The sequence below is a fragment of the Kitasatospora sp. NPDC023176 genome, assembly GCF_055560495.1.
Genome location: NZ_JBVHIP010000037.1, coordinates 1 through 26558 on the forward strand (window position 1 = coordinate 1; position 26558 = coordinate 26558).

The window sequence follows — 26558 nt, forward strand, 5'->3', positions numbered from 1 at the left end:
CACGCCCCTCTCCGCAGCCACCCCCTGCGCCGCCCCCTTCCGCAGCGCGTCCCTCTCGCCTGGTGGGGAGGGGGTGGGTGGGTGGGGGAGGTGGGTGGGTGGGGGAGGTGGGTGGAGGGGGGAGGTGGGTGGAGGGGTGCGGGGGGGGTGGGTGGGTGTGGGTGGGTGTGGGTGGGTGTGGGTGGGGGGTGCCGGGGGTGGGTGGGTGCGGGTGAGGGTGAGGGGGTGTTGCGGGTGCGTGGGCTTCGCTCTGGCGGGCCCGCTGGGGTGGGGGTGGCGGCCGGGGGACCGGGCAGCGGTCCCCCGACCGCCGGATCGGGGTGCGGCCCGCCCTGACTGCGGGAGGGCGGGCCGCACGTTCCGGGCCGGCCGGGCCGGGGGCGCGTCCGGGGTGAGCGCCTGCCGGTCCGGCCGGGAGCCGGCCGGGTGGACGGTGGGCACGGGGGAGCCGACCGGCCACCCGGAGTCTTCGGGTGGTTGTGCGTCCTGCGGGTGGTGCGGGGTGGTGCGGTCCGGGTGGGCGGCGAGCCCGGGGGGAGTCGCTCGCCGCCCACCCGGAGTTCTGGGGGTCATCTCCGGGCCGGCTGGTCGTCCTCGGAGGGGCCGGTTCTGCTCGGACGGATGTCCGGCAGGGTGGGGGCGCCCGTCGGGGGCGGGATCACGCCGCCCTTGCCGGGCTTGGCGCCGTTGCCGCCGCCGTTCTGGCTGTTGCCGTTGCCCTTGCCGGAATCGCCGCCGGAACCGCTTCGGCCGGGGGCGCTCGGCTGGGCGCCGGCGCCCTGGTGGTCGCCGTCCTGGTGGTCTCCGTCCCGGTGGCCGAGGGCGCCCTCGCAGTAGTCCTGGACGCCGTCGGCTCCGCCGGCCGCCGCGATCAGCGGGGCGAAGAGCGGGTCGGCGGCCAGCCTGCCGGGGTGTTCGCCCTTGCCCGTACGGTCCGCGAAGTTCTGGCAGAGCGGGAGCAGCGCGGTGGGCGGGGCGGGGTGCTCGGCGTGCCCGCCGGTGGTGGGAACGGCGGGCGAGGCGGGGCCGGACGGGACGGCTCCGTGCGGGTCCGCGGTGCCACCGGTGGACGGCCGGGCACTGCCGGACGGGGGCGCGGAGGAGGCGGTGCCGGTGTCGGCGGAGGCGCCGAGCGGGGTGCCCGGGGTGGCCACCGCGTGCTCGGGTTCGGACGGGCCGCCGCCGAGACCGGACGGCAGGTTGCCGGTGCCGGCGGCGACCGCGACCCCGCACAGCGCGGTGGCGCCGAGCACGGCGGCAGCGGCCTTCGTGCTGAAGGCCCTGGCCAGCGCGGCGGTTGCCATCGATCGTCTCCGGACGGGGGTCACTACGGGGTCGGGCGTGAGACTCGCCGCCCGGAACGCGGCCAGGGCGGTCTCCTCCCCGGCCAGTTCCGCGGGCGTCGCCGGGGCGGCGGCCGCGGCCAGTACCCGGGCGAGCTGCCCGGGACCATCCGGTCCGGTGAGCGAGGCGTCCTGCCCGGCCGACGGGCCGCCCACGGCACCGCCGAGCAGTTGCTCGGCGGCATCACGGTCGATCCGACGGGATCGGTTGGTGCTCATCTCATGTCCTTCAGCGTCGCGGCCCGGCGTTCTGTCACACCCTGGGGAGAAGTTTTTTTCGCGGGCTGTTCCGCGGGTCGTCCGGCGGCGGTCCCGGTGCCCGGTTCGGCCGGGCGGGCGGCCGGGATCCCGGCTCCGGCGGAGAAGGGCTGGTCCAGGAGCTTGGCGAGTCGGCGCAGGCCCCGGTGGGCGGCCATCCGGACGCTGCCGGCCCGCTTGCCGAGCACCCGGGCGGCGCTCTCGGCGTCCAGTTCCATGACCACTCTCAGCAGCACCGCCTCGGCCTGGTCGCGGGGCAGCCGGGAGATCAGCGCCAGGGCGTCGGCGGTGCCGACGGTGGCGAGTGCGGCGCGGGCGGTGTCGTCCCCGGCGGCCTGTTCGACCAGGTACTCGAAGGGGAGGTCGGCGACCGGGCGCCGGCGTCTGGCGCGCAGGTGGTCCATCGCCCGGTTGCGGGCGACGGTGGCCGCCCAGCCGCGGAAGCCGTCGCCGTCGCCGGAGAAGCCGCGCAGGTCGCGGGCGATCTGCAGCCAGGTCTCGGAGGCGATGTCCTCGGCGTCCTGCACGTCCTCGGGCCGGCCTCCGACGAGCACTCTCAGGTAGCGCAGCAGGCCCGGCTGGACGGTCCGGAACAGCAGCCGGAACGCCTGTTCGTCCCCCTCCTGGGCGGCGCGGACCGCCTCGGTCAGGTCGGTGGGAGCGGGGCCCCCGCCCGGGGGTGGGCCGGCGGGAGGTACTGGTCCGGACCGGCCGAGGGGGCTGCCGGTGCCCGCTCCGGGGCGTTCTGCACTCTGCACCCGCCACATGATGCGCCATCCGGGGGAACGGGTCGGCGCCGGTCGAAGGACCGGACCGGACGGGGCCAAGGTCCCGCCGACGGCTGCCGTTCGCCCGCAGCCCCGGGAGGCCGCCCCCGCCTACGTTGTCGGTAGGCGAATCGATCCGGGCCCCGACCCGCCCGGACGCCGGGCCCGCCGACGCGCCCGACCACGCCGCCGTGACCCCGCGACCCCGCCGCGCCCGTTTGGTCCGACGCCCGCCCGAGCCCGTTCGGGCGGGCGTCGGTCCGGGCCGCCCCGGCCGGAGCGGGACCGGGGCCGGGGCCAGATCCGGGACCGGGACCGGGATCGGGATCGGGGCGGGGCCGGGGCCGGGGCCGGGGCGGGGCCGGAGCCGGAGCCGGAGCCGGAGCAACCGTATGACCAGCAGGGAAGACCGCGATGACCACTGCCCACGAGCTCCACGCCAAGGGCCTGCGCGAGCACCTCGCGCCCGCCCTGCGCGGCCTGGGCCTCACCGGGCGGCACCCGGCCTTCCTGCTGCCGGACGAGGACCACTGGATGCTGCTGGGCCTGGTCGAGCGGCCCGCCGCCGACCGGGTCGCGTTCACCTTCGGGCTCAGCCTGGTCCGCCGCGCCGACTGGGCCGCCCCGGCCCCGCCCGACCCGCACACCCGGTACGGCTTCGAGGTCTGGCGGGCCCGGATCGGCGAGGTGCTGCCGGTCGGCGAGGACGTCTGGTGGGAGGTGCTGCCCGGGCCGCGCTGGCAGCTGCCGCTGGACGACGCCGTCGCGGCCGTCCGGGACTACGGCCTGCCGGAGCTGCGGCGCCGGGCCGGGGCGGACCGCTCGCCCACCGGCGGGGCGCACCTCTGGTACCTCTCCCCCGCCGAGCTGGAGGACGTCAACGCCGCGCTGCTGACCGCCTCGGTGGCCCGGGTGCAGCGTGCCGAGCTGGTCGACGGGGCGCTGGTGCTGACCGGCGCCTGGACCCGGGGCGACGGCGTGGCCCGGACGGTGCTGGCCGGGGCCGCCCGGGGGTTCCTGTCCGCCGGGGACGACCGGTTCCGGACGGTGCGCTGCCTGGACACCCTGGGGCGGGAACTGTGGGTCCTCGGTTAGACCGGCGCCGGGCTGGATCGGTGCGGATCGGCGCAGGTCTGGATAAGGCCAGGTGGGCGGGGGTGTCACGGGCCGCACAGTGACAGCTGTCATGCGGATCCGGCAACGGACGGCACTGCTCTGACGGAGGGTCGGACCGAAAAACTGGAGGCACGACGCGGGCAGTGGCCCGCGGCCACCAGCCGGGAGGAACCCACCATGAGCAGCCGGACCGTCACCGCCGTCACCGCCGCCGTTCCCGCCCAGGACGTCCAGGACGACCGGGCAGCCGGGGCGCCGAACCCGCTGCTCACCGGGCTGCGCCCGCTCGCCCTCGATGTGGCCGCCCCGCTGGTCGGCTACTACCTGCTGCACTCGGCCTGCGGCCTGAGCGAGTTCGCCGCGCTGGCCTGGAGCAGCGTCTTCCCGGCCGGGCGGACCGTCCTCGGCCTGCTGAAGGAGCGCACGCTCAACCTGTGGGCCTCGCTGATGCTGGTGGTCAACCTGGCGGGCCTGGCGCTCACCTTCGTCACCGGCGACGCCCGGATGATGATCGCCAAGGACGGCGGGCTGAGCGGCACCGTGGCGCTGGCGATCCTGGTCTCGGCCGCGGTCGGCCGGCCGGTGATGACCCCGATGCTGATGCCCTTCGTCACCAAGGGCGACCGGGGCCGGGCCGCCGCCTGGCAGCGGCTGGTCGAGGGGCGGGCGGCGGCCTCGCGGGCCTTCCGCCGTCACGAGCGGGTGTTCGCGGGCATCTGGGGCACCGCGCTGCTGGCCGAGTGCGCGGCCCGGGTGGTCGGTGCCTTCACCCTGCCGGTGTCGACCATGGCCTGGCTGTCCACCGTGTTCCTGATCGGCGCGATCGTGGCCGGTTCGATGCTCGGTCAGATCGCGGTCGACCCGATCGAGAAGCTGGTCGCCGCCGAGGCCGAGGCCCCGGGCGCCGCCTGATCCCCCCGCCGGCCCGGCGCGAACCGTCGGTCTTCCGTACGAACTGCCGGTGACCTGGGTTCTAACGATCAGGAACCATCGGGATCGCCCGGGAGTCCTGATAACGAGGGGGTAACGGTACCCCCGACCGAGGAAACGGGGAGCCCCACCATGCGGACCGACGCGCTGACCACCACCGAGGACCGCACCCTCGTCTGGGACGGCTGTCTGAACGTCCGCGACCTGGGCGGACTGCCCACCGCCTCCGGCAAGCCGACCGCCCGCGGCGCGATAGCCCGGGCGGACAACCTGGACCGCCTGACCCGCGAGGGCTGGGACGCCCTCCTCGACCACGGTGTCCGCACCGTGGTCGATCTGCGCGACGCCGAGGAGTACAGGCCGCTCCTCCCGCTCCCCGAGGAGGTCGAACTGGTCCGCGTCCCGCTGGACGAACTGGCCGGCCCCGCCTGGTGGGAGGCCCACGGCCGGCTGGACGGCACCCCGCTGGCCTTCCGCCCGTACCTGGAGCACTGCCCGCACGCCGCCGCCGCGCTGGTCACCGCGATCGCCGAGGCCCGCCCCGGCGGACTGGTGGTGCACTGCGGCGCCGGCCGTGACCGCACCGGCCTGGCCGCCCTGCTGCTGCTCGCCCTGGCCGGGGTCGACCGGGCCGCGATCGCCGAGGACTACCTGCTGAGCGGCCCCAACGTCCGCCCGCTGTACGGGATGCTCGGCCTGCCGGACCCGTACCACCGGATCGACGCGGCGCTGGCCGAGGCCGGGACCACCGCGGAGGCCGCTCTGGCAGCCACCCTCGACGGGCTCGACCCGGCGGGCTACCTGCTCGCGGCGGGGGTCGCGCCCGCCCAGATCGCCGCCGTGCGGGACCGGCTGCTGACGGGGGCGTAGGGCCCCCGGCCGGGGGCCGCCGCGGTCGGGCGGGTGCCGCAGTCGGGCGGATGTGTTCGAGCGGATGCGGACGCAACCTACCTGCCGGTAAGCGTCAACTTGTGGTTGACGATCCTCGGATCGACAACCTACGGTTGACGCATGGAGAATCCCGTTGTTCCCAACACCACTCCGCTGCGCCTCGACGACCTGATCGCCGCGATCAAGAAGGTCCACGTCGACGCGCTCGACCAGCTCTCCGACGCGGTCATCGCCGCCGACCACCTCGGCGAACTCGCCGACCACCTCATCGGCCACTTCGTGGACCAGGCCCGCCGTTCCGGCGCCTCCTGGACCGACATCGGACGCAGCATGGGCGTCAGCAAGCAGGCCGCCCAGAAGCGCTTCGTCCCCAAGGACCCGGGTGCCGTGAACGACCTCGACCCCAGCCAGGGGTTCGCCCGGTTCACGCCCCGGGCGCGCAAGGTCGTGGTGGCCTCGCAGGAGGAGGCCCGACAGGCGAACAACGCCGAGATCGGCCCCGAGCACATCCTGCTCGGCCTGCTCGCCGAGCCCGAGGGCATCGCCGTCAAGGCGCTCGCCGCCCAGGGCGTCACCCCGGAGGCCGTCCGGACGGCGACCAGCGCCGCGCTGCCGACCGCCGTCGAGCAGACGGTGCCCGCGCTGATCCCGTACAGCGCGCAGGGCAAGAAGGTGCTGGAGCTGACCTTCCGCGAGGCGCTCAAGCTCGGACACAACTACGTCGGCACCGAGCACATCCTGCTCGCACTGCTGGAGTTGGAGAACGGCGAGGGCGTGCTCGCCGGGCTCAAGGTCGACAAGCCCGAGACCGAGACCTTCGTCTCGGAGGCCATCGCCGCCATCATCGCCGCCCGGGACGCCGCGCCCGAGCAGCGGTGAGGCGCTCCGCACCGACCGCGCCCCGGGTGGAACTCCCGCCCGGGGCACGGCACTTGCGGATGGCGGCCTAGGGCGTGTCAGACACGCCCTAGAAGCCGGAGATGTGGGTGGTGACGATCCGGACCCGGCCGTCGACCACCGCCTCCAACGCCGCCCGCAGCCGGGCCGAACGGGCCGGGCCGAGCAGCTCCAGGGCCTCGTCCAGCTCGGCCCAGCGGTGGGTGTCCAGCTCGCCGGCCGGGACGGTCACCGGGGTGCCGTCCGGGACGGTGCCGAAGTCGAACATGAAGTGCTGGGCCGGGTGGTCGAGTTCGTTCGACGGGTGGGTCCAGGAGATGGCCAGCAGGTCGCCGGTCTCCCGGACGATGCCGGTCTCCTCCTCCAACTCCCGCTTGGCGCACTCGACCGGGCCCTCACCGAGGTCGATCGTCCCGCCCGGGAACTGCCAGTGCTCGCGGTACCCGGCCTTCACGATCAGGATCCGGCCGGACTCGTCGCGCAGCAGGCAGCCCGCCGCCGCGTAGATCCGGGGCAGGGACGCCAGCCACTCCTCGCGGGATCTCAAGGGTTCGGCCGTCACGGTGTTCCTCCTGGGGCAGGGCGGTTCGGTCGGCCCCACTCTGCCACCGCGCCACCGCGCCGCCGACCGGACCGATGAGTCCGGCGGCCGGGAACGGTCCAACCCGCATGGAGAGCACAGCGAACGAAGCCGTCCTGACCTGTGACCTGGGCGCCCTGACCGCCCCCGACCTGGCCGTCGTCGACGCCCTCGCCCGGCTGCGGCTGGCCGCCGCCCGGCACCGGGTGCGGGTGGTGCTGCTGAACACCGGCGGCCCGCTGCGCGAACTGCTCGCGTTCAGCGGGCTCGCGGCGCTGCTGCCCGGAGCGGCCGATCCGCTCGATCCGCTTGATTCGCTCGACCTGTTCGACCCGCTCGGGTCACTCGCGTCACTCGGCGGGGAGCCGGGCCGGAAGGCCGAACAGCGGGAAGAGCACGTCGGTGTCGAGGAAGTTGGTGAGCCCGGTGATCCGGCCCCCTGACACCTCCGGCACGATCAGCGCCCACGGCGCGTGCCCGCCCTCCGGGCTCGGCCGGTACTGGGCGAGGGCCGGGCCGCCGTTGGCCGTCACCGGGAGCAGCCGGGAACCCCGGCAGCCGTGCCCCGGGCCCAGCATCCACGCCCGGACCTCCTCCAGCCCTCGCAGCCACATCGAGAACGGCGGCATGTTGAGCGTGACGTCCTCGTGCAGCAGTTCGGCCAGGCCGTCCATGTCGTACGCCTCGAAGGCGTGGACGTAGCGGTCCAGCAGCGCCCGGTGGGCCTCGTCCAGCACGGGGGCCGGGCGGGCGGCCGACGTGTCCGAGGCGAGCGCCGCGCGGGCGCGCTGCAGCGCGCTGTTGACGGAGGCGACCGTGACACCCAGCAGTTCGGCCACCTCGGCGGCCTTCCAGCCGAGCACCTCGCGCAGGATCAGCACCGCCCGCTGCCGGGGCGCGAGCCGCTGCAGCACGGCGACGAAGGCCAGCTTCACGGACTCGCGCTGGGCGGCCACCTCCGCCGGATCCCCCGTCTCGGGGAGCACCCGGCCGTCCGGCGCCGGGCCGATCCACGTCACCTCGGGCAGCTGGGTGCCGTGCGCGGTGGCCACCGTCACCGGGCCGGCGAGGTCCATCGGACGGGCCCGGTTGTTGCGGCCGTTCAGCGCGTCCAGGCAGACGTTGGTGGCTATTCGGTACAGCCAGGAGCGCAGCGCGGCCCGCCCCTCGAAGCCCTGGTGCCCGCGCCAGGCCCGGACCATGGTCTCCTGCACCGCGTCCTCGGCCTCGAAGACCGAGCCGAGCATCCGGTAGCAGTAGCCGGTGAGTTCGGTGCGGTACCGCTCCAGCTGGAGCTCGACCGGCTCCGCCGTGATCACATCGGCCATGGTGTACCCCCGTCGTCCCGCCGCGTGCTGGTGAACGGGACGAACGTAACGCACGCCACCGACAGTTCCCTCGGGGGTTGCCGGGAGCGCTGGTTGAACACACGTCAGGGGCGGGCGCCGGGTCGGTCGGCGCCCGCCCCCACGTGGTCGCGCGGGTCAGTGGGCGGAGTGCTTCTCCGCGCCGCGGTGCCGGTGGCCCTTGAGTTCCGCGTGCATCGCCGGGGCGGAGTGCGGCGCCGCGGACGCCGCGTCGCGCCCGCCGTGGCGGAAGGCGTCGGCGGAGGGGTTCCCGGCGGCGGACACCGGGCCGAAGCTGGGCTTCGGTCCGAGCCGGCTCGGCGCGGTCGCCATGCCGCGGCGTTCCAGCAGTTCCTGGGTGCCCTGGCGGAGCTGGGCGGTGCTGCCCGCCGTTCGCTTGGTCATCGTCGGCCTCCCTTCGGCGACCGCGGCCGGGCGGATGCCGGCCGGAGGGGCCGCTCGGGTGTGTATGTCCGGATTTTATCGGGGTTGGGGATCGGCGCCACTGCGGAGGCCGGCGAGACCGGGCGGAAGGGCGGGGCCGGGGCGAAGGGCGGGTTCAGCCCATGACCTCGTGGACGTAGCACCAGCGCCAGTCCTCCCCCGGCTCGTAGGAGCGGATCACCGGGTGCGAGGAGTTGTGGAAGTGCGCGGTGGCGTGCCGCTGCGGCGAGTTGTCGCAGCAGCCGATGTGGCCGCAGTCCAGGCAGACCCGCAGGTGGACCCAGTCCCGGCGGCCGTGGGCCAGGCAGTCCGCGCAGCCGTCGGTGGGCGGGGCGGGCTCGATGTCCCGGGGGGCCATGGCGAGGTCTTCGCACGCGCTCATGGTGGAAGGCTATGACGCCCCGGGCCGGGCCGCCCGCTCAGAACGTCTCCGAGGCCTCCGCAGCCTCCGCGGCCCCCGCAGCCCCTGCGGCCCCTGCGGCCCCCGAGGCCCCCGCGGCCTCCGGAACCGTGCCGGAGGCCGTCCAACTCGCCAGCAGGGCCAGCTTCTGGGCGGTGGGCGAGCCCGGCGGGGCGGTGTAGACGACCAGCACCTGGTCCGGCGAGCCGTTGACGGCCAGGGTCTCGTAACCGAAGTCGAGTTCGCCGACCAGCGAGTGCCGCAGCAGCTTCACCCCGCTGGTCTTCTCCCGCACCAGGTGGTCCGCCCAGAGCCGCCGAAACTCCTCGCTGCGCACCGACAGTTCGCCCACCAGGGTGGCCAGGGCGGGATCGTCCGGGTGCAGCCCGGCGTCCCGGCGCAGTTGGGCGACGGTCTCGGCGGCGACCGCGTCCCACTGGCGGTAGAAGGTGCGGGCCTCGGGGTCGAGGAAGCCGTCCCGGGCCTGGTTGGGCGGTGTGCCCGGCTTGCGGCCCGCGCGCCCGGAGAAGCCGTTCACCGCGTCGGCCAGGGCGTTCCAGGCCAGCACGTCCATCCGGCGGCCCACCACGAAGGCCGGCACCCCGGTCATCAGGTCCAGCAGCAGCCGCGTCCCCCGGCGGACCTGCCGGTCGCCCCGGGCCCGGGCGGGCGCCGCCTTCGGCGGGCGGTTCAGCGACCGCAGGTGCGCCGCCTCCACCTCGTCCAGCCGCAGCACCCGGGCCACCGCGTCCAGCACCGCGTCCGAGGCGCTGCCGCCGCGGCCCTGCTCCAACCGGATGTAGTAGTCGACGCTGACCCCGGCGAGCTGCGCCACCTCCTCCCGCCGCAGGCCCTGCACCCGCCGGCGGCCGTGCGCGGGCAGGCCCACCTCCTCGGGCTGGATCCGGGCCCGGCGCGAGCGGAGGAAGTCCCCCAGGGTGTTCTCCATGCCAGGCAGGGTAGCCCCGGGGCAGCAGCCCCAGGGTGGTACTGCCTTTCCCGGGAAAGGAGTTCCGGGGTGGGGCCTTCCCGGGTAGAACTCGGCCCTGGGTGGGCGCGCGGAACCGCCGCAGAGTGGTCGACGTCAAGCCGCCGCCCCCCTCCAGGAGCCCCCGATGAGCTACCCCGCCCTCGCCACCCGCACCGCCGTCGTCACCGGAGCCGCCAGCGGCATGGGCGCCGCCACCGCCCGGCTGCTCGCCGCGAACGGCGCCCGGGTCGCCCTGCTCGCCCGCCGCACCGACCGGCTCGACGCGCTCGCCGCCGAGATCACCGCGGCCGGCGGACAGGCCCTCGCCGTCACCGCCGACATCACCGACCAGGCCTCCGTGGACGCCGCCGCCGAGGCCGTCCACGACGCCTACGGCCCGGTCGACCTGGTGGTCAACAACGCCGGGGTGATGCTCGCCAACCCGCTCACCGACGGGCGGATCGACGAGTGGACCCGGATGATCGACACCAACCTCACCGGCGCCCTGCGGATCGTCCGCGCCTTCACCGCCGACCTCACCTCGGCCGCCGCTGACGGCCGCACCGCCGACCTGGTCAACGTCTCCTCCATCGCCTCGCACGTCTCCTTCCCCGCCTTCGCCGTGTACGGCGCCACCAAGGCCGCCCTCACCCAGCTGTCCACCGCCCTGCGCACCGAACTCGGCCCGCAGGACGTCCGGGTCAGCGCGATCGAGCCCGGCCTCACCGACACCGAACTCGGCGGGCACATCGACAACCCGGCACTGCGCGAGGGGCTCGGCGACATGTTCGCCGCGATCCCGTCGCTCGGCGCCGACGACATCGCGGACCTGATCGCCTACACCGTCAGCCGCCCCCGGCACGTCAACCTGCGCCACCAGGTGGTGCTGCCGACCCGGCAGGCGTGACCCGGCGGACGGGACGCGGCAGCGCCGGATCCGGGCCCTTGGTGTACGGGTGGCATGGGAGCATGCCATCCGTGGCGATCGTGACGGGGAGAACGAACGGCGACACCGGCGGGGGCCGCGGTACGGCCCCGGCCGGGCGGCCGGGCAGCGGCAGGGGCATATCCGGGCGGACCGGCACCGGCGGGGGCGTACCCGGGCAGCCGGGTGGTCCGCACCGGCGGGCCAGGCCGCTGTCCGAGGCCGGCCGGGTCCGGCAGCCGGTCGCCCTGATCCGGCTGCTCACCGGCCTGACCGCGATCGTCCTCACCCTGCTACTCGCCGACTACGCCCGCGCCACCACCGGCGGCTTCGCCGCCGACGTCGCCGAGGCCGCCGCCCTGGTGCCCCGCCCGCTGGCGAGTCTGGCCGGCGGGCTCACCACCGCCGCCGTCCTGCTGCTGCCGGTCGGGCTCGCCGCCCACCGCCTGCTCGGCCCGGACCGGCGGCGCGCCCTCCAACAGGTCTCCGACGGGCTGCTCGCCGCCGTCACCGCGTACGGCGCCACCCTCGCCCTCGACCTGTGGGCCGACGACCTCGCCCCCACCTCACTGCTCACCGCGCTCACCCAGCGGCTGCCCGCCGACGCGCTCGGACACACCGAGCCCGTCTACGGCTACCTGGCACCCGTCCTCGCTTTCATGACCGCCTCCGCCAGCCGCGAACGGCGCCTGCCCTGGGCCGTCCTCGCGCTCTCCGGCCTCGCCGGACTGGCCGGCGGGTACGCCACCCCCACCGCGCTGCTGCTCGGCGTGCTCATCGGCTGGACCGGCGCCCACGGCACCCTGTACGCCGTCGGCACCCCGGACCCGCGACCCCGGCCCGGGGAGGTCCTGCGGGCCCTGCGGGACAGCGGACTGCGGCCCGTCGAAGCCCTCCCCGCCGGGTTGGACCGCTACCGCGTCCGGCAGGCCGACGGCCGGCCCGAACTCGACGTCCAGGTCCTCGACCGGCAGGCCGTCACCGCCGCCGCCGTCCAGCGCGCCTGGCGCCGCCTGCGGCTGCGCACCGCCCCGCACCCCCGCGCCCTGCGCTCACCGCGCACCGGGCTGGAGCACGAGGCCCTGGTCACCTACGCGGCCCTCGCCGCCGGAGTCCGCACCCGCCGGATCGCCGCCACCGCGGGCCTGGGCCACGACACCGCCCTCATCGCCTACGAACACCTCGCCGGACGGCCCCTGGACCGGCTCGACGACGCGGAGGTCACCGACGAACTGCTCGCCGACGCCTGGCAGCAGCTCGCCCTGCTCCAGCGCCGCGAGATCGCCCACCGCGCCCTCGTACCCGGCTCCCTGCTGGTCGACGACACCGGCGCGGTCCACCTGGTCGACTTCGCCGACGGCGACATCGCGGCGAGCGAACTCGTCCTGCGCTGCGACATCGCCCAGCTCCTCACCACCCTCGCCCTCCGGGCCGGCGCCGCCCGCGCCGTCCGCACCGCCACCACCGTCCTCGGCCCCGACGTCCTCGGCGCCGCCCTCCCCCTCCTCCAGCCGATCGCCCTCGCCCGCTCCACCCGCCAGTCGCTCAAGCGCCGGCCGGGCGGGAAGACGGCGGAGGCGGACGGCGGCGCGGAGGCGGGCGCCTCGGGCGGCGGTGAGGACGGCGGCACGGGCAGCGCCGCCGTCCTCACCGCCGCCGCGCCGCAGGCCCAGGGCCCCGATGGCGGCCCCGGCCCGGCCGGTGGGTTGCTGGAGGAGATCCGGGCGGAGGTGCTGCGGGGCCGGCCGGAGGTGGTGGGGCGGCCGGTGCGGCTGGAGCGGGTGCGGCCGCGGACGCTGCTGGCCGTGGTGGGCGGGGTGGTGGCCGGGTGGCTGCTGATCCCGCAGTTCTTCGCGACCGAGGACAACCCGGTCGCGGCGCTGGCGGACGCCGATCCGTGGTGGCTGGTGCTGGCGCTCGTGGCCGCCGGGTGCAGTCATGTGGCGGCGGCGATGGGCTTCGTCGGGTTCGTGCCGGAGCGGCTGGAGTTCCGCAACGTGGTGCTGGCGCAGGTGGCCGGGGCGTTCGTGAAGCTGGTGTCGCCCGGGGGCGTGGGCGGGATCGCGCTGAACACCCGGCTGTTGCAGCGGGCGAACATCCCCACCGCGCAGGCACTGTCCAGCGTCGGGGTCGGGCAGTTGATCGGACTGGTGCTGCACCTGCTGCAGCTGGGGGCCTTCGTCTACCTGCTGGACCTGCAGCCCGGCGGTTCGGAGTTGGACGCGCTGCCCGCGGTGGTGGGCGGGCTGGCGGTGGCGGCGGTGCTGCTGGCGGTGGTGTGGGCGATCCCGCCGGCCCGGCGGTGGCTGGCGGCGCGGCTGCGGCCGTTGACGGCCGAGGTGCTGCCACGGCTGCTGGACCTGCTGCGCAACCCGGGCCGGCTGGCGGTGGGGGTGGCCGGGCAGTTGCTGGTGTCGCTGTGCCTGATCGCCTGCCTGTACTGCTGCATCCGCGCGCTCGGCCGGGAGCCGTCGTTCGCGCCGGTGGCGGTGGTGTTCCTGGTGGGCAACGCGGCGGGCAACGCGGCGCCGACCCCGGGCGGGGCCGGCGCGGTGGACACGGCGCTGGTGTTCGGGCTGGAGCAGACCGCGTCGATGGAGAAGGGCGGGGCACTGGCGGCGGTGGCGCTGTTCCGGCTGCTGACGCTGATCCTGCCGGTGCTGCCGGGCTGGGCCGCGATGACCTGGTTGCAACGGCGCAAGGCGCTGTAGCCGTAGGAGGCGGGCGGTCCGGGCGGTCCGGGCGGTCCGGGCGGTCCGGGCGATCCGGCTAGCGGTAGTCGTCCTCGTCGAGCTTGACGACCCGGCTCTGCTCGGCGGCGTCGGCGACGTCGGTGGCCGGGTCGGCGCCGACGGCCCGGCGCTCGGCGACCTCGTCGTACTCGTCGCCGGTGGGGGCGTCCTCGTCGGGCTCGACGGCCTCGACGGCCTCGTCGATCAGGTAGTCCTCGTGATTCTGCGGCATGGCGTCCGTCCTCACTGTCGGGAGGCTCCCAGGGCCCGGATGGCGTACTGGCAGTATCCGCCGCCGGGCGCGCGGACGCGATGTGCCGGGGCCGCTCCGGCGTGTTGTCCGGGGCAGAATTGACCCATGGATCCGGCATCTCAATGACCCATGGGAGGGGTTCATTCCGCGCCTAGAGTCATTCCCATGACGACGAACGACACCACCGCCACCCCCGCCCGCCTCGACTACGCCCGCACCGTCCCCCAGGTGTTCCGCGCGATGATCGCCCTGGACGCCGCCGCCCGCGCGGGCCTGGACCCGGCCCTGGTCGAGCTGGTGCAGATGCGCACCTCGCAGCTCAACAACTGCGCGTACTGCCTGGACATGCACGCCAAGGACGCCCGCAAGGCCGGCGAGACCGACGAGCGGATCTACCTGCTGCCGGTCTGGCACGAGGCCCCGGCCGGGGTGTACAGCGAGCGGGAGCGGGCCGCGCTGGCGCTGGCCGAGGAGATCACCCGGATCAGCGGCGGCGTCTCGGACGCGGTGTACGCCCGGGCGGCCGCGCACTTCGCCGAGGCGGAGCTGGCGCAGCTGATCTCGGTGTGCTTCACGATCAACACCTGGAACCGGATCAACATCGCCACCCGCAAGACCCCGGGCACGCTCTGACCAGCGGGCATGCGCTGACCGCCCGGCCTGTGCGGAACGGGCCCCGGGCCACCGGGGGTACGATCGGTGCCGTACCCAGGGCTCGACCGCACCCACCCGGTGGCCCCCGTGGCCCCGGGGCCGCACGAACGACGGCCCGCACGAACGACAGGGAAATCATGTCCGGCTCGCACTACTTCTCCAGTGCACCCGAGGTCGCCAGCGAGCGCCGGCCGATCACGGTCTCGCTCCCGGACCTGACCCTCGAACTGACCACCGACGCCGGGGTGTTCTCGCACGGCCGGCTCGACCAGGGCACCCGGATCCTGCTGGAGCACGCCCCGCCGCCGCGGGTGCGCGGCCCGATCCTGGACGTCGGCTGCGGCTACGGGCCGATCGCGCTGACCTGGGCGACCCGGCGCAAGCGGCTGCCGGTGTGGGCGGTGGACGTCAACGAGCGCGCGCTGGAGCTGGTCCGGCTGAACGCCGGGGCGCTGCGGCTGGGCAACGTCCAGGCCGCGCTGCCGGACGACGTCCCCGAGGACCTCCGGTTCGCCACCATCTACTCCAACCCGCCGATCCGGATCGGCAAGGCCGAACTGCGCGGGCTGTTGACGCACTGGCTCGGCCGGCTGACTCCGGACGGTTCGGCGTTCCTCGTGGTGCAGAAGCACCTGGGCTCGGACTCGCTGCAGAAGTGGCTCAACGAGCAGGGCCACCCGACCACCCGGGTCGCGTCGGTCAACGGGTTCCGGATTCTGGAAGCACGGCCCCGCCCGGAAGCGGGCGAGGGCACCGAGAGTGGACGGGGAACGACGTCGTGAAGCAGCTGCGCGGGACCGAACTGAAGCGACTGCACCGCTCGTGGCGGCGCAGCAACGAGTTCCGGCTCGCGATGATCCTGGAGAACCTGCAGTCGCCGTTCAACGTCGGCTCGGTGGTCCGGACCGGCGCGGCGATGGGCGCCGAGAAGCTGTACCTGGCCGGGGACACCCCGTCGGTGCGCTCCTCCGGCGCGCAGAAGGCCGCGATGGGCACCGACAAGTACCTGAAGGTGGAGCACTTCCCGACCGTCGCCGAGGCGGTGGCGGCGGCCAAGGCCGACGGCTTCAAGGTGGTCGGGCTGGAACTGGCGGACGACGCGGTGCCGATGTTCGCCGCCGAACTGACCCCGGCGGTGGCCTTCGTGCTCGGGCACGAGGACCGCGGGATCACGCCCGAGGCGCTGGCGCTCTGCGACCAGGTGGTGTTCGTGCCGCAGTTGGGCCGGGTCGGCTCGCTGAACGTGTCGGCGGCGGCCACGGTGGCCTGCTACGAGGCGCGCCGCCAGGGGTACGCGATCAGCGGCACCCCGGACGGGAGCGACGCCGGGGGCGACCTCGGGGGCGACTTCGGCGACGAGGACTGACGCGCGGCCTCGGCGACGAGGACTGACGCGCGATCAGATGATCTGAAGGGGTGTGCCGAAAGGCCCACCCCTTCCGCGTGTTCCGCCGGGATACGCCCGGATGAGCCCTCGGATATCCGCCGAACGGCAGATGTGCGCCGGCCGCCCCCGCGACAAGCGGAACCGCCACGGGGCGGTCACTGTCACCGGTGACGGCGGGCCCCGGAGACGGTCAGCCCGGCGTCAGCTGAGCGTCAGCGCCGCGCGCGACCGTAGTGGGCATGACGTCGATCACGGCGGTCTCCAGCTACCTTCCCGACACCATCCCGATCGCCCGCTTCCAGGAGCGACTCCAACTGACGGACGTTCAGTTGCGCCGCTACCAGCGCTTCTACGGGCTCGCCGACGTGTGTCGCGACCCGGCGGCCACCGAGACCGAACTGCTACTGCGCGCCGCCACCAAGCTGGCCGAGCTGCGCGGCCAGGAACAGCGCGTCAAGTACGTCCTCCAGGCGCGCACCATGCCGTCGCCGCTGCCGTACCCGATGACCTCGCTCGGTCCGCTCCAGGCCGAACTCGGCCTGGAGCACGCCGCGGCGTTCGTCGTCTCGCACCACGCCTGTGCCTCCGGCCTGCTCGCCCTGGACCTGGCCGGCACCCTGCTCGCCGCCGACCCGGACCCGGACGCGCTGGCCCTGGTCGTGGCCGGGGAGAAGGCCTGCACCGCCCAGACCCAGTCCATCCCGGACGTCACCGTCATGGGCGAGGGCACCGCGGCCTTCCTGGTGAGCGCGGACCGCTCCGGCCCGGACCGGATGATCGGCTACGCGGCCCGCACCTACCCGCAGTTCGGCGACGAGTTCATCATGAGCGGGACCGCCGCCAAGGAGTTCCAGGAACTGTACGGACCGGGCCTGTGCGAGGTGATCGACGCGGCGCTCGCCGAAGCCGGCTGCGGGCTGGAGGAGTTGGCGCTGGTGCTGCCGCACAACGTCAACCGGCTGTCCTGGATCGGCGTCTGCAAGGAGCTCGGACTGCCGCTGGACAAGGTCTACCTCGACCTGGTCGGCGAGACCGGCCACTGCTTCTGCGCCGACCCCTTCATCAACCTGCAGAAGGCCACCGAGCTGGGGCGGCTGCGTCCCGGCGACCGCTACCTGATGACCAGCGTGGGGCTCGGGGCGACCTTCGCCGCCATGGTGTTCGAGCACTGACGAGACCGTCCGGCACGAACGGGGCCGTCGCACACCGACGGCCCCCTGCCGGACCGAGCGCACACGAGAAATGGACGAGGTCGACATGCACCTTCCCTCCGCCGGCTTCGGCGCGCGGCTCAAGCGCGCGGTGACCGGATCACCGGACACCCCGCTGGTGTTCCTGGGCAACTTCGAGGTGGAGAACCACTGGGCGCTCGGCGAGCCCGCCCTGCCCCGGGTCGCCTCGCACGCGGGCAGCGCGGTGGTCAACCGGATGGACGAGTTCACCCTGCTGCTCGGCGGCAAGGACGACCACGTCGTACTGAAGACCGCGCCGGACGACGGCTACCGCGGCTACCTGGAGGGCCTCGGCCTCCAGCTGCCCACCGTGCACGTGGTGGCCGGCCAGGACCCGCAGCGCACCGTCAGCGAGGACGCCCTCGCCGACCCGGCCCTGCTCGACGCCCTGGCCGGCCTCACCGCCGGCGGTGCCCGGCTGACCGCGCACGGCATCTCCGCCGTCGAGGAGGAGCTGGCCGCCCGGACCGGGCTCCCGCTGGGCGCGCCCTCCGCGGCCGTCTGCAAGCGGGTCAACAGCAAGGTGTACAGCCGCCGCCTGGCCGACGAGCTGGGCATCCGCCAGGCCCGCGGCTGGGCCTGCGAGACCCTGGAGGAGCTGGCGGAGGCGGTGGCGGCCGCCGGTGAACTGCTCGACGCCGGGCGGAAGGTGGTGCTCAAGGACGCCTTCGGGGTGTCCGGCAAGGGCATCGTGGTGCTGGACTCCGCGGCCCGGCTGGGCCGGCTGCACCGGATGGCCGTCCAACAGGCCGAGAAGGCCGCCCGGGCCGCCCAGGACGGGGCCGGGGCGCCGCGCACGGCGCTGGTGGTGGAGGAGTGGGTCGCCAAGCGCTGCGACCTCAACTACCAGTTCACCGTGGGCCGGGACGGCTCGGTGCACTTCGACTTCGTCAAGGAGCTGCTCACCGAGGGCGGGGTGCACAAGGGCCACCGCATCCCGGCCCGGCTGTCCGACCGGCAGGTCGCGGAGATCGCCGCGACCGCGCTGCGGCTCGGCGAGCGGCTCGCCGCGGACGGCTACTACGGCGTGGTCGGGGTGGACGCGATGGTCGACCCGGACGAGGGCCTGTACCCGGTGATCGAGATCAACGCCCGCAACAACATGTCCACCTACCAGAACGTGGTGCACGAGGGCGGGCTGGCCGGCCCCGAGGACGTCGCCGTCGCCCGGCACTACCCGCTGCGGCTGACCCGCCCGCTGCCCTTCGCCGAGCTGGCCGAACGGCTGGACGGCCTGCTGCTGGACGGGCCGGTACGGGACGAGCCGGCACCGGACGCCACCCGGCCCGACGGCACCCGGCCCGACGGTCGGGGCGCGCGGCCCCGCGGCCTGTTCGTCAACAACTACGCCACCGTGAACGCCGCGCACGGCACGGCCGCGGACAGCCCGGAGGGCTTCGAGGGCCGGCTGTACGGCGTGCTGGTCGGCGCCTCCGACGAGGAGATCGCGGCACTCGACACCGACATCACCCGCCGCCTCGCGGCCTTCCCGGAACGGAGCTGATCGTGAGCGTCGCATTCGAGGTGCAGGGCCTCGGGATCACCGAGCTGGCCGAGGAGTTCGGCACCCCGCTGTACCTGTACGACGGCGAGGAGATCACCACCCGCTTCCGGGGCCTGCGCGCGGCGCTGCACCCCGCGCTGGAGGTCTTCTACTCGCTGAAGGCGAACCCCAACATCTCGGTCTGCGCCCTGCTGCACAGCTGCGGCGCCCGCGCCGAGGTGTCCTCGCTGACCGAGCTGGTCACCGCCCAGCGGGCCGGGGTGCGCCCGCAGGACATCATCTTCCTCGGCCCCGGCAAGAGCCGCGCCGAGGTGGCCGCCTGCCTGGACCAGGACATCCACGCGATCGTCTGCGAGTCGGTGGAGGAGCTGGGCCTGATCGACGAGCTGGCGGCGGAGCGCGGGGTCACCGCGCGGGTCGCGCTGCGGGTCAACCCGAGCTTCCAGGTGAAGGGTTCGGGCCTGACCATGGGCGGCAAGCCGCGCCAGTTCGGCACCGACGAGGAGCAGCTGCTGGCCGAGGGCCGCGGGCTGGCCGCCCGGTACCCGCACCTGCGGCTGATGGGCGTCCAGGTCTACCTGGGCACCCGGATCCTGTCCGAGGAGTCGGTCGTCGAGAACACCCGGCGGATCTTCGACCTGGCCGAACGGCTCTCCGCCGAGCTGGACTTCCCGTTGGAGACCGTGGACGTCGGCGGCGGCCTCGGCATCGCCTACTTCGACAACGAGAAGGACCTCGACCTCGCCGTGCTGGCCGCCGGGATCAACCCGCTGGTCGAGGACTTCACCGAGCGGCACCCCGACACCCGGCTGATCATGGAGCTGGGCCGCTTCCTGGTCGCCGCCTCCGGCACCTACGTGACCAGGGTGCGCTACACCAAGACCTCGATGGGCGAGAACTTCGCGGTCACCGACGGCGGCACCAACCACCACATGGCGGCGGTCGGCATCGGCTCGTACGTCAAGCGCAACTTCCCGATGGCCGCGCTGGAGCGGATGGACGAGCCCGCCACCGAGCCGTGGCACATCACCGGGCCGCTGTGCACGCCCAACGACGTGATCGGCAAGAAGGTCCCGATGCCGCCGCTGCGCGCCGGCGAGCTGATCGGCGTGCAGCGCTCCGGCGCGTACGGGCCGACGGCCTCCCCGGTGCACTTCCTGAGCCACGGCTACCCGGCCGAGGTGCTCGTCCTGGACGGGCGGGCGCACCTGGTCCGCGAGCGCGACGACGTGGGCGCGCTGCTGGCCGGGCAACGGCTGTACCGGCCGGTCCCGCAGGACGACTGAGCCGCCCGGAACCACCCGGCACCCCGCACGGCCGGCAGGCAGGCACAGCGGGCCCGGCACCACACCGCACCACACCACACCGAACGACCGCATCCGCCCGCCGACCGGCGGCCGGGACCACAGCGAGGAGCACTCCGTGAGCGACACCACGACCGACCCCAGATTCGTCGATGCCGTCCGCAAGGGCCTCTCGGAGGTCCTCAACAAGGACGTCTCCGGCGCCGACGAGAACGTCCGCCTCTTCGACGAGCTGGGCCTGGACTCCAGCAGCGCGCTCGAACTCCTCATCACCATCGAGGAGATCCTCGACCTCCAGTTCGACGCCGACGAACTGGACATGACCCACTTCGAGACGGTCGGCTCGCTGGCCGGCTTCGTCGCCGGGGAAGCGGGCGCCTGAGCATGTTCCGCGCGACCGCAGCGGTCCGGCGCCCGCACCCGGCCGGCCCGGCGGCCCTGCCCCGGCTGGTCCGGGCGGCCGGGTACGCCCCGGCGGGCCGGGGCACCCCGTACCAGCCGGGGGACGCGCGGGAGGAGTTCTACGCGGAGCTCGGGGCGCCGTACCGGGCCTCCTTCGACCGCGCCCAGTTCGCCGCCGCCGGGCGGCGCACCTCGGTGGAGCTGGCCTACGGCGCCCTGGACGCGCTGGGGCCACTGGACGCCGAGGACGCCCCCGAGATGGCGGTGATCGCCTACGCCGCCCCGGACTTCGAGCACACCGAGCTGGTCGCCTCCTGCGTCCGGCGGCGGCTGCCGGGCGATCCGCTCGCCTTCGCGCTGTCCGACCAGGGCCGGCTGGCGCCGTTCAGCGCGCTGCGGGTGGCCGTGGAGTACGCCCGGCGGTGCGGCTGGTCGCGGTTGCTGCTGCTGGCCGTGGACCAGGGCACCCAGCCGTTCCCGCTGCCCACCGACTCCCCGGCCGGCCTGCGCGGCGACGCCGCCGTGGCGCTGCTGCTGCGCTGGGACGGCGGCGACCGCCCGCTGGGCGGCCAGGCCCTCGGGCGGCCCGGGCCCGGCCTGTTCGCGCACTGGCCGGCGGACGCCGCCCTGGTGGCCGGCGCCGGTCTCGCCGAGGGACCTGAACTTCCGTCCCACCAGGGCACGTTGGCCAGGGGGGCGGCCGGCCGTCCGGCCACCGGGAGCTGGTCCGCGCTGCTCGACGCCGTCCGCGGCACCGACGACGCACCGGGCACGGACGACACCCCGGACACCGACGCCGGACCGGGCACCGACGACGCAACAAGAAGCAACGCCACAACAGGAAGCAACGCCGGACCGGGCACCGGCGCCGGCAACCGCCCGGTGGTGGTCGCCGACTACGACCGGGACCGCGACGCCCTGGCCTACTGCACGCTCGACACGGGGGAGTGGAGACACAGATGACCGTTCCGGCCGAGGTACGGGAGCACTGGCGCGAGGCGAGGGCCGGTGCGCGCACCGACGGCCTCGTGCCGGCCCTCACCCTGCTGTCCCGCGCGCTCTCCCCGGGCGCGCCACCGCGCGGCCCCCGCGGACACGCGGTGGTACCGCGCGAACTCCTCGACGGCTACGGCGACCTGCCGGACGAGGAGGCACTGGGCCCGCTGCCGGACCTCGCCGTCCTGCACCCCGCTCCCCGTACCCCGGCGGCCCCCATTCCCACTCCCCGTACCCCGGCCGACTCCGATCCCCCTCCCCGCACCCCGGCCGATCCCGGCCCCCGGCCCTGGGACACCGGACTGGCCTGGCTGCGACTCGGACACTCCGAGCGGCTGCGCGAGGCCTGCGTCGCCTACCTCGCCGCCCGCCGGGTCGAGGGCACCTCGCTGCTGCTGCAGCAGCTGGTCAAGGGTGCGCTCGCGGACGCCCTGATCGAGCAACTGGAGATCGCGGGCGTGCTCGACGGCCTGGCCGAGGCCGACGAGGAGTGCGACCCCTGCACCCCCGCCCACCCGCTGGACGCCCGCTCCCTCGCCCGGCTGCAGGCGCAGATCACCGAGGTCGACCGCGCCCTGCTGCGGCTGCTCGGCGCCCACGGCTTCACCGCCGAGGGACCCGGCCGGGACGCCTACGCCTCCGAGCTGCTCGCCGACGTCTACTGCGGCCGGCCCGGCCCCGTCGCCCACCACCACGACACTCCGGTCGCCCACCTCGCCGACGTCCCCGTGCCCCACCTCCACGACGCTTCCCCGGCCCAGCGCCTCGACGCGCCTGGAGGCGTCGGATGACCACCCTGCCGAGCCCGCTCCGGAGCACCCGCCGCCACGTCCGCGCGTGGGCCGACGACCTGCGCGCGGGCGCCCTCGAACTGGACCGCGACCCCGAGGCCGTCCACCGCTACCTGGACCTGCCCGCCGTCCGCTTCCTGGCCGGCCACCTGACGCCCCCGGGCTGGGACCGCGCGAGCGGCGAGCCCGGCAGCGGCCCCGCCCACGGCCTGGCCACCCTGGAGCGGGCCGTGGTGAGCGAGGAACTGGCCCGCGGCGACGCCGGGATGGTGCTCGGCTCCCCCGGCGCGTCGATGACCGGGGTGCTGCTGGGCGTGCTCGGCAGCCCGGCCCAGCGGGACTGGGTCTACGGCCGCCTGGCCGAACGCCCGCGCTGGACCTCCTTCGCCCTCACCGAACCGGACCGCGGCTCCGCCATCGGCGAGATGAGCACCACGCTGACCCCGCTGGGCGACGGCTCCTACCTGCTGGACGGCGAGAAGCGCTACGTCGGCAACGCCGCCCGGGCGGACCTGGGCGCCGTCTTCGCCCGGGTCGCGGGCACCGAGCGGCTCGGCGTGCTGGCCGTCCTGGTGGACACCGCCGACCCCGGCTACCGGGCCGAGCCGATCCCCACCCTGGGCCTGCGCGGGGTGCAGCTGTGCCGGGTCACCTTCGACCGGGTGCACGTCCCGGCCGAGCGGGTGCTCGGTGCCCACCTGCCGCCGACCCGGCGCGGGATGTGGGGCATCGTCTCGGTCTTCAACCGGCTGCGGCCGAGCGTCGCGGCGATCGCCCTGGGGATCGCCCGGGCCGCGCACGACTACATCGGCGAGAACCGCAAGGGGCTGTGCGGCGCGGAACGGGACGCGTACGAGGAGCTGGGCCGACGGATCGACGCGGCCCGGCAGTTGACCTACCGGGCCGCCCTCGCGGTGGACCGCCGGCCCTCCGACGGGTACCTCGCCTCGGCGGCCAAGGCGCGGGCCTGCCAGGTGGCCGAGGAGGTCACCCTGCGCGCGCCCGGCTTCTTCGGCCCCGGCGCCCGGCTGGACCACCCCCTGCTGGACAAACTCGCCCGGGACGCCCGGGGCGTGGAGTTCATGGAGGGGACCAGGAACATCCAGAAGCTCACCCTCTTCCAGGGGCTGCACACCGGGAAGGTGGACCGGCTCTGAACAGGACGGGACAAGCGGTCGAGATCTGGCGCATCCCGCTGACCGGAGGACCGCCCGACGAGGGCGGGCCGCCGGGCGCCGCGACGGAATCCGAACCACCGGGCGCCGCGACGGAATCCGAACCACCGGGCGCCGCGACGGAGTCGGACCTCGCGGCGCTGGAGCGGCTGCTCGACCCGGAGGAGCGGGCCCGCGCCCGCAGCGGTCGGCTGCCCGGACTGCGGCGCCGCTTCGTGATCGCGCACGCCGCCACCCGGATCCTGCTCGGCGAGCGGCTGGGCCGTCCGCCGGAGCTGCTGCGCTTCAGCCGCGGGCGCTGGGGCAAGCCGGCCGTGGCGGACGCGCCCGGCCTGCACTTCAGCCTCTCCCACTCGGGGGAGCTGGCCCTGCTCGCGGTGGCCCCGCGGCCGGTCGGCGTGGACGTCGAGACGGTCCGCTCCGGCCGGGACGTGGACCGGCTGTCCCGGCGCTTCTTCCCCGCCCAGGAGCGGGAGTTGGTGGCCAGGGGCGGCCGTCCGGCGTTCGCCCGGCTGTGGACCAGGAAGGAGGCCTGCGTGAAGGCCTCGGGCGGTCGGCTCACCGAGGGCCTGGCCCTCCCGGTCGCCCACACCGCCGGCCAGGCCACGGTGCGGCTCCCGGACGCCCCCGCCCCGGCGGGACTGGCCGGTCCCTGGCGGGTCGCCGACCTGCCGCTGTCGGAGGAGTACGCGGGGTCCGTCGCGCTGTTGGGCGACGGACCCTTCGCCATGTCGTGGGGCCTGTGGTATCCAGGAGCACCCGCGCACTCCGGTCCAGCGCGGCAACCGCGGGACGACGAGTCGCGACAGGGTGTCAAGTAGAAGAAACTCCCCCTCGGATCGGCGTAGTTGTACCCGTGGTCGCGGGTCGGATCGTCATTAGATTTCTCGGTACGAACGCACACCGCACCGCACGGCCGGACCCCTGGTCCGGCCCGTGCCCGCGCCTGGGCGACTGCGCCGAGAAGGAGGGGAACGTGATCGTGGAAGGCAGGAACGTGATCACCAGGGCGGCCCGGTGGAGCGCGGTCCACCCCTGGTGGGCGATCGCGCTCTGGGTGGCGTTCGTGGTCGGCGCACTGGTGGTCGGCGGCCTCACCGGCACCCGGCAGGCGACCAACTCCGACCTCGCGATCGGCCAGTCCGGCCGGGCCGCCGCGATCGCCCGGGCCGGCGGCCTCCAGGAGCGGGCCGTGGAGAACCTGCTGGTCAGTTCCTGGGGCGGCGGGCAGCTCGATCCGGTCCGGGCCCAGGCGGCCGTGGACGACGCCACCCGGGGCCTGCGCGGCCTCACCGGGGTCGCCTCGATCGGCGAGCCGCAGCCCGCCCCGGACGGCACCTCCCTGCTCGTGCCGGTCACCCTCGACGGGGATCCGGAGACCGCCGCCGACCGGGTGCAGCCGCTGCTGGACGCCGTCGACGACGCCCGGCCGGGCCACGGCGACGTACGGATGGAACTGGTCGGCTCCGGTTCGATCAAGGCCGGACTGAACGAGATGCTCAGCCGGGACCTCGGCAAGGCGACCGTGCTCAGCCTGCCGGTCACCCTGCTGGTGATGGTCTTCGTCTTCGGCGCGATCGTCGCCGCGAGCGTGCCGGTGGTGCTCGGCCTGTCCTCGGTGCTGGCCGGGCTCGGGCTGTGGGGCATCGCCTCGCAGGTCGTCCCCGACCCCGGTCCGGTGACCCCGTTCATCGTCCTGATGGGCATGGCGATCGGCGTGGACTACTCGCTGTTCTACCTCAAACGCCAGCGCGAGGAACGGGCGTTGGGGACCGACAACATCGACGCGATCGAGATCGCGGCCGCCACCTCCGGACACTCGGTGCTGGTCTCCGGGGTGGTGGTGCTGGTCTCGATGGGCGCGCTCTACCTGGCCGGGCACATCGCCTTCGAGTCGATGGCGACCGGCGCGGTGATCGTGGTGTCGATCGCCATCATCTCCTCGCTGACGGTGCTGCCGGCCATGCTGTCCCGCTTCGGCCGCTATTTGGACGCCCCCCGGGTGCCGCTGGTGTGGCGGCTCACCCAGAAGGGCGGGGTCAAGCCCCGACTCTGGTCGACCATGCTCAAGCCCTCGCTGCGCCACCCGGTGATCGCCCTGGCGGCCTCGGTATCGGCGCTGCTGGTGCTCGCGCTGCCCGCGCTCGGGCTCAAGCTCAAGGCCACCGGGATCGACGACCTGCCCCGGTCGATCCCGGCGATGCAGTCCTACCAGCGGTTGACCGAGTCCTTCCCGAGCCAGTGCGACACCCACCTGGTGGCGGTGCGGGTGCCGCCTGGCGAGCGCGCCGAACTCGTTTCGGCCGTCGACGCGTTGGTCCGGCGCACGCTGACCGACGACCTCTTCGTCCACGACCCGGCGCCGGTGGTGCGGACCTCGGCGGACGGCACGGTCGCCACCGTGGCGATCGGCACCCGGTTCGACAGCGGCTCGGACCAGGCCCGCGCCTCGCTGGCCCGGCTGCGCGAGGACCTCGCCCCGCGGACCCTCGGCAGCGTCGAGGGTGCCCAGTTCGCGGTGGGCGGCAGCGACGTGGCCTATGACGTGGACTACCGGGCGAACGTGATGGACAAGATGCCCTGGGTGCTCGGGGTGGCGCTGGCGCTGACCTTCCTGGTGATGGCGCTGGCCTTCCGCTCGGTCGTCCTGGCACTGATCACCGTGGCGCTCAACCTGCTCTCCACCGCGGCCTCGTTCGGCGTGCTCGCGTTGATCTTCCAGCACACCTGGGCCGAGGACCTGCTGCACTTCGAGTCCACCGGCCGGGTGGTGGCCTGGATGCCGCTGATGCTGTTCGTGATCCTGCTCGGGCTCTCGATGGACTACCACGTCTTCGTGGTCAGCCGGATCCGGGAGGCGGCGCGCGGCGGGCTGTCGCTGCGGGAGGCGGTCGAGCAGGGCATCACCCGCACCGCCGGGGTGGTCACCAGCGCGGCGGCGGTGATGGTCTGCGTGTTCGCGCTGCTGGCCTCGCTCAACTACATCGAGATGAAGCAGATGGGCGTGGGCATGGCCTGCGCCGTGCTGCTGGACGCGACGGTGATCCGGATCGTGGTGCTGCCGGCGATGATCACCCTGCTCGGCTGGAAGACCTGGTGGCCCTCCCGGCTGGCCCGCCAGTCGGTCGCCCGGCCCCCTCGGCTGCCCTCGATCGTGGCCGCGGCGGCGGCCTCCGCGGCGGCCCGCACGACCCTTTCGTAACAACCTGTCACAACCGGCCGGACGGCCGGGGCGGGGGCCCTCCCCCCGCCCCGGCCGCT

General features: G+C 74.7%; 27 protein-coding genes. 19 read left to right on the plus strand and 8 right to left on the minus strand.

Features of this window, described 5'->3' with window-relative positions; all coding sequences use genetic code 11:
• Positions 1 to 569: 569 nt before the first annotated feature.
• Together ACZ3YL_RS34660 and ACZ3YL_RS34665 are read right to left on the minus strand one after the other, a co-directional pair.
• A complete protein-coding gene (locus tag ACZ3YL_RS34660; protein WP_465661320.1) occupies positions 570 to 1562 on the minus strand; it encodes a hypothetical protein in 993 nt (330 codons plus the stop codon).
• A complete protein-coding gene (locus ACZ3YL_RS34665) occupies positions 1559 to 2368 on the minus strand; it encodes an RNA polymerase sigma factor (protein WP_188310170.1) in 810 nt (269 codons plus the stop codon). The genes ACZ3YL_RS34660 and ACZ3YL_RS34665 overlap by 4 nt, the downstream gene beginning before the upstream one ends.
• Positions 2369 to 2782: 414 nt before the next feature.
• Between ACZ3YL_RS34665 and ACZ3YL_RS34670 the strand changes: the two genes are divergently transcribed.
• The 4 genes from ACZ3YL_RS34670 to ACZ3YL_RS34685 all read left to right on the plus strand — a co-directional run bounded on the left by ACZ3YL_RS34670 (position 2783) and on the right by ACZ3YL_RS34685 (position 6184).
• Entirely contained in the window at positions 2783 to 3463 is a 681-nt protein-coding gene (locus ACZ3YL_RS34670) for a hypothetical protein (RefSeq protein ID WP_465661322.1), read from the plus strand.
• A 198-nt stretch (positions 3464 to 3661) separates the two neighbouring features.
• A complete protein-coding gene (locus tag ACZ3YL_RS34675; RefSeq protein ID WP_465661324.1) occupies positions 3662 to 4396 on the plus strand; it encodes a VC0807 family protein in 735 nt (244 codons plus the stop codon).
• Positions 4397 to 4546: 150 nt separating this feature from the next.
• A complete protein-coding gene (locus tag ACZ3YL_RS34680; RefSeq protein ID WP_188310168.1) occupies positions 4547 to 5284 on the plus strand; it encodes a tyrosine-protein phosphatase in 738 nt (245 codons plus the stop codon).
• 141 nt (positions 5285 to 5425) lie between these two features.
• A complete protein-coding gene (locus ACZ3YL_RS34685; RefSeq protein ID WP_188310167.1) occupies positions 5426 to 6184 on the plus strand; it encodes a Clp protease N-terminal domain-containing protein in 759 nt (252 codons plus the stop codon).
• Positions 6185 to 6272: 88 nt separating this feature from the next.
• Here ACZ3YL_RS34685 and ACZ3YL_RS34690 read toward each other — a convergent pair whose 3' ends face one another.
• Complete coding sequence (locus tag ACZ3YL_RS34690; RefSeq protein ID WP_188310166.1) at positions 6273 to 6764, minus strand: NUDIX domain-containing protein; 492 nt, start codon at positions 6762 to 6764, stop codon at positions 6273 to 6275.
• 107 nt (positions 6765 to 6871) lie between these two features.
• Here ACZ3YL_RS34690 and ACZ3YL_RS34695 point away from each other — a divergent pair, with 107 nt between their 5' ends.
• On the plus strand, positions 6872 to 7225 hold the full coding sequence (locus ACZ3YL_RS34695; RefSeq protein ID WP_188310165.1) for an STAS domain-containing protein: 354 nt from the start codon (positions 6872 to 6874) through the stop codon (positions 7223 to 7225).
• Here ACZ3YL_RS34695 and ACZ3YL_RS34700 read toward each other — a convergent pair.
• The 4 genes from ACZ3YL_RS34700 to ACZ3YL_RS34715 form a co-directional block, all read right to left on the minus strand.
• A complete protein-coding gene (locus tag ACZ3YL_RS34700) occupies positions 7133 to 8110 on the minus strand; it encodes a sigma-70 family RNA polymerase sigma factor (protein WP_188310164.1) in 978 nt (325 codons plus the stop codon). The genes ACZ3YL_RS34695 and ACZ3YL_RS34700 overlap by 93 nt on opposite strands.
• Before the next feature lie 156 nt (positions 8111 to 8266).
• The gene (locus ACZ3YL_RS34705) at positions 8267 to 8533 is read right to left on the minus strand and encodes a hypothetical protein (RefSeq protein ID WP_188310163.1); all 267 of its coding nucleotides are present in this window, start codon (positions 8531 to 8533) and stop codon (positions 8267 to 8269) included.
• A gap of 154 nt (positions 8534 to 8687) precedes the next feature.
• Entirely contained in the window at positions 8688 to 8954 is a 267-nt protein-coding gene (locus ACZ3YL_RS34710; RefSeq protein WP_188310162.1) for a UBP-type zinc finger domain-containing protein, read from the minus strand.
• A 37-nt stretch (positions 8955 to 8991) separates the two neighbouring features.
• Positions 8992 to 9921, minus strand: coding sequence for a helix-turn-helix transcriptional regulator (locus ACZ3YL_RS34715; RefSeq protein ID WP_465661329.1), 930 nt, complete (start codon positions 9919 to 9921; stop codon positions 8992 to 8994).
• Between the two features lie 166 nt (positions 9922 to 10087).
• Here ACZ3YL_RS34715 and ACZ3YL_RS34720 point away from each other — a divergent pair, with 166 nt between their 5' ends.
• Together ACZ3YL_RS34720 and ACZ3YL_RS34725 are read left to right on the plus strand one after the other, a co-directional pair.
• Complete coding sequence (locus ACZ3YL_RS34720) at positions 10088 to 10849, plus strand: SDR family oxidoreductase (RefSeq protein WP_465661331.1); 762 nt, start codon at positions 10088 to 10090, stop codon at positions 10847 to 10849.
• Positions 10850 to 10920: 71 nt separating this feature from the next.
• Entirely contained in the window at positions 10921 to 13578 is a 2658-nt protein-coding gene (locus tag ACZ3YL_RS34725; RefSeq protein ID WP_465661333.1) for a lysylphosphatidylglycerol synthase transmembrane domain-containing protein, read from the plus strand.
• A gap of 58 nt (positions 13579 to 13636) precedes the next feature.
• Here ACZ3YL_RS34725 and ACZ3YL_RS34730 read toward each other — a convergent pair whose 3' ends face one another.
• Entirely contained in the window at positions 13637 to 13831 is a 195-nt protein-coding gene (locus ACZ3YL_RS34730) for a hypothetical protein (protein WP_188310158.1), read from the minus strand.
• Positions 13832 to 14017: 186 nt separating this feature from the next.
• Between ACZ3YL_RS34730 and ACZ3YL_RS34735 the strand changes: the two genes are divergently transcribed.
• From ACZ3YL_RS34735 to ACZ3YL_RS34790, 12 genes are all read left to right on the plus strand, one after another.
• The gene (locus ACZ3YL_RS34735; RefSeq protein ID WP_188310157.1) at positions 14018 to 14485 is read left to right on the plus strand and encodes a carboxymuconolactone decarboxylase family protein; all 468 of its coding nucleotides are present in this window, start codon (positions 14018 to 14020) and stop codon (positions 14483 to 14485) included.
• A gap of 158 nt (positions 14486 to 14643) precedes the next feature.
• Positions 14644 to 15288 (plus strand): class I SAM-dependent methyltransferase, encoded by a 645-nt coding sequence (locus ACZ3YL_RS34740; protein WP_188310156.1) that lies wholly within the window; start codon positions 14644 to 14646, stop codon positions 15286 to 15288.
• Positions 15285 to 15872: a TrmH family RNA methyltransferase gene (locus ACZ3YL_RS34745; RefSeq protein WP_188310155.1), complete on the plus strand. Its 588-nt coding sequence runs from the start codon at positions 15285 to 15287 to the stop codon at positions 15870 to 15872. The genes ACZ3YL_RS34740 and ACZ3YL_RS34745 overlap by 4 nt, the downstream gene beginning before the upstream one ends.
• Positions 15873 to 16132: 260 nt before the next feature.
• Entirely contained in the window at positions 16133 to 17065 is a 933-nt protein-coding gene (locus ACZ3YL_RS34750) for a 3-oxoacyl-[acyl-carrier-protein] synthase III C-terminal domain-containing protein (protein ID WP_465661337.1), read from the plus strand.
• 85 nt (positions 17066 to 17150) lie between these two features.
• Positions 17151 to 18629, plus strand: coding sequence for a preATP grasp domain-containing protein (locus tag ACZ3YL_RS34755; protein ID WP_188310153.1), 1479 nt, complete (start codon positions 17151 to 17153; stop codon positions 18627 to 18629).
• A 2-nt stretch (positions 18630 to 18631) separates the two neighbouring features.
• Positions 18632 to 19915 (plus strand): diaminopimelate decarboxylase, encoded by a 1284-nt coding sequence (gene lysA, locus ACZ3YL_RS34760; RefSeq protein ID WP_465661339.1) that lies wholly within the window; start codon positions 18632 to 18634, stop codon positions 19913 to 19915.
• A 136-nt stretch (positions 19916 to 20051) separates the two neighbouring features.
• Complete coding sequence (locus tag ACZ3YL_RS34765; RefSeq protein WP_188310151.1) at positions 20052 to 20315, plus strand: acyl carrier protein; 264 nt, start codon at positions 20052 to 20054, stop codon at positions 20313 to 20315.
• A 2-nt stretch (positions 20316 to 20317) separates the two neighbouring features.
• Complete coding sequence (locus ACZ3YL_RS34770) at positions 20318 to 21298, plus strand: hypothetical protein (protein WP_465661342.1); 981 nt, start codon at positions 20318 to 20320, stop codon at positions 21296 to 21298.
• Positions 21295 to 22122, plus strand: coding sequence for a hypothetical protein (locus tag ACZ3YL_RS34775; RefSeq protein ID WP_188310149.1), 828 nt, complete (start codon positions 21295 to 21297; stop codon positions 22120 to 22122). Before ACZ3YL_RS34770 ends, ACZ3YL_RS34775 begins: the two co-directional genes overlap by 4 nt.
• Positions 22119 to 23279 (plus strand): acyl-CoA dehydrogenase family protein, encoded by a 1161-nt coding sequence (locus tag ACZ3YL_RS34780; protein ID WP_465661344.1) that lies wholly within the window; start codon positions 22119 to 22121, stop codon positions 23277 to 23279. Before ACZ3YL_RS34775 ends, ACZ3YL_RS34780 begins: the two co-directional genes overlap by 4 nt.
• Before the next feature lie 233 nt (positions 23280 to 23512).
• On the plus strand, positions 23513 to 24118 hold the full coding sequence (locus ACZ3YL_RS34785; RefSeq protein WP_317621538.1) for a 4'-phosphopantetheinyl transferase family protein: 606 nt from the start codon (positions 23513 to 23515) through the stop codon (positions 24116 to 24118).
• 155 nt (positions 24119 to 24273) lie between these two features.
• On the plus strand, positions 24274 to 26499 hold the full coding sequence (locus ACZ3YL_RS34790; RefSeq protein WP_317621537.1) for an MMPL family transporter: 2226 nt from the start codon (positions 24274 to 24276) through the stop codon (positions 26497 to 26499).
• The last annotated feature ends 59 nt before the right edge of the window (positions 26500 to 26558 follow it).